This is a genomic window from Burkholderia sp. A9, from assembly GCF_000801975.1.
In genome coordinates this window covers 1-565 of record NZ_JSZN01000077.1, presented here as the reverse complement: position 1 = coordinate 565, position 565 = coordinate 1, and the positions used below count along the sequence as shown (strand labels likewise).

Below are 565 nucleotides of genomic sequence, written 5' to 3'. Positions count from 1 at the left end.
TTCGCCGCCGTCACCGAACCGTCCTTCGAGAACGCCGGCTTCAGCCCGGCCAGCGATTCCGCCGTCACGCCGTGACGCACGAACTCGTCGGTCGCGAACTGCAGCGGCTCGCCCTTGCGTTGCGGGATCGATACCGGAACGATCTCGTCGTTGAAGCGGCCGGCCTTCTGCGCGGCTTCCGCCTTGTTCTGCGACAGCGCCGCGAACGCGTCCTGCTCTTCGCGCGTGATCCCGTATTCCTTCGCGACGTTCTCCGCCGTGATGCCCATGTGATACTGGTTGTACACGTCCCACAGGCCGTCGACGATCATCGTGTCGACCAGCTTCGCGTCGCCCATCCGGAACCCGTCGCGCGAGCCCGGCAGCACGTGCGGCGATGCGCTCATGTTCTCCTGGCCGCCCGCGATCACGATGTCCGCGTCGCCCGCGACAATCGCATTCGCCGCCAGCATCACGGCCTTCAGGCCCGAGCCGCACACCTTGTTGATCGTCATCCCCGGCACTGCCGTCGGCAGCCCGGCCTTGATCAGCGACTGGCGCGCCGGGTTCTGCCCGGAACCGGCCG

1 protein-coding gene is annotated in these 565 nt (G+C 67.6%); it reads right to left on the bottom strand.

Going from position 1 to position 565, the window contains the following annotated elements; genetic code table 11:
• Positions 1–565, bottom strand: a 565-nt coding sequence (locus PI86_RS15495; protein ID WP_039324372.1) for a beta-ketoacyl synthase N-terminal-like domain-containing protein, incomplete at both ends; no start/stop codon positions are given.